Raw genomic sequence first — 1,315 nt, 5'->3', positions numbered from 1 at the left:
GTTATTTTAACCGTATCGGTAGCGGTATTGCCGCCGTTGTCTTTGACTGTCGCAGTAATTAAGTTTGCGCCTTCTTTGAGGGTGATGCCCGGAACCATCCAATTTGTCGTGCCTTGCGCGGTTCCTTCTCCGCCGCGGCTGTTCGACCAGGTTACCCTAACTACCTCTTTATCGTCGCTTGCAGTGCCGGAGAGCTGAATGGAATCATTGCTTGTTCTGAACTCATCTTTATCCGTAGGTGAGGTTATGGTGATCTTCGGTAAATCGGGGTTCGGGGTTTGTTCGCCTAGTACCGCTATTAGCGAGGTTGCCATGATCTTCGCTGCCTCGGCCCTTGTTGCGCCTTTCGCCGGTGCAAACTTGCCGTTTGCATAACCGCCAATAATACCGAGATTCTTGGCGGTCATTATATAATTATATGCCCAGTGGCTAATCATATCGCTGAACGGTGTGCCTGTCTTGTTGATTTTGAACTTGCCGCCGACTATTACCATTTTTGCAATTTGCGCTCTGCTAACCATATTTTCAGGCTTAAAGGTTCCATCCGAAAAACCGTCGATGATGCCGGCTGATTTTGCCGCCTCAATATATTTGAGAGCCCAATAATCGCCGGGGATGTCTTTAAATGAGCTGATCGTTGCAGTGGACACTGGGATGTTAAAAGCGAGGACGACTATTTTTGCGAATGCCGCTCTTGTCATAGTGCCCTCTGGCTTGAATGTACTATCCGGGAATCCTGAAATTATACCTTTCTCGGTAAGATTATTAATAAAGCTGTAGGCCCAGTGTGATGATTTTAGGTCCTTGAATGATGTGCTGGAAGCTCTTTTGCCAGGGTTCTCGCTTACACCTCCTGCCGATGCGGCGCTGACTGCCTGGGTTGTGCCGAGAAACATGCACATGATGATTGCGATCGAGAACAGCTTTTTCCTCACTCTTTATCCTCCTCATAAGGGTTGGCGGTTTATCTATTTTGGCTACTTGCAACATTAGTAGTCTTTACTCTAGTTGGCAAGGTATTGAGCCTTAACCCAAAAGAATCGAAATAAAAAAACCGTGCCTCTTGCAATAAAGGGCCGGTTTCACAATTAGCTCTTGCATACCTACGTGACCATCTCTGGTATGCTGTCATAGCTTCCCTTATGAACAAATATGTATACTGACCGTCGCTTGTATAGCTGGGGCTATTATACCTTACTGGGAGTATAATTAGCAAATTATGGTAACAGCCGGTTACTGTCAACGTTTAGTAGGCGCATCTCGTTGCTTCTTTATGCGAGCGCTCCTAGTCCAGCAATATCACGCAAAACTCCTA

General features: G+C 46.5%; 1 protein-coding gene. It reads right to left on the bottom strand.

What is annotated here, in order from left to right; genetic code table 11:
- On the bottom strand, positions 1-935 hold a 935-nt coding region (locus COY37_RS06405; RefSeq protein ID WP_286976844.1), incomplete at its 3' end, for an S-layer homology domain-containing protein.
- Between the last annotated feature and the right edge of the window lie 380 nt (positions 936-1,315).

It is taken from the genome of Candidatus Aquicultor secundus (genome assembly GCF_002791875.1).
Taxonomy (GTDB): domain Bacteria; phylum Actinomycetota; class Aquicultoria; order Aquicultorales; family Aquicultoraceae; genus Aquicultor_A; species Aquicultor_A secundus.
This window is presented reverse-complemented; position numbering and strand designations above follow the sequence as displayed.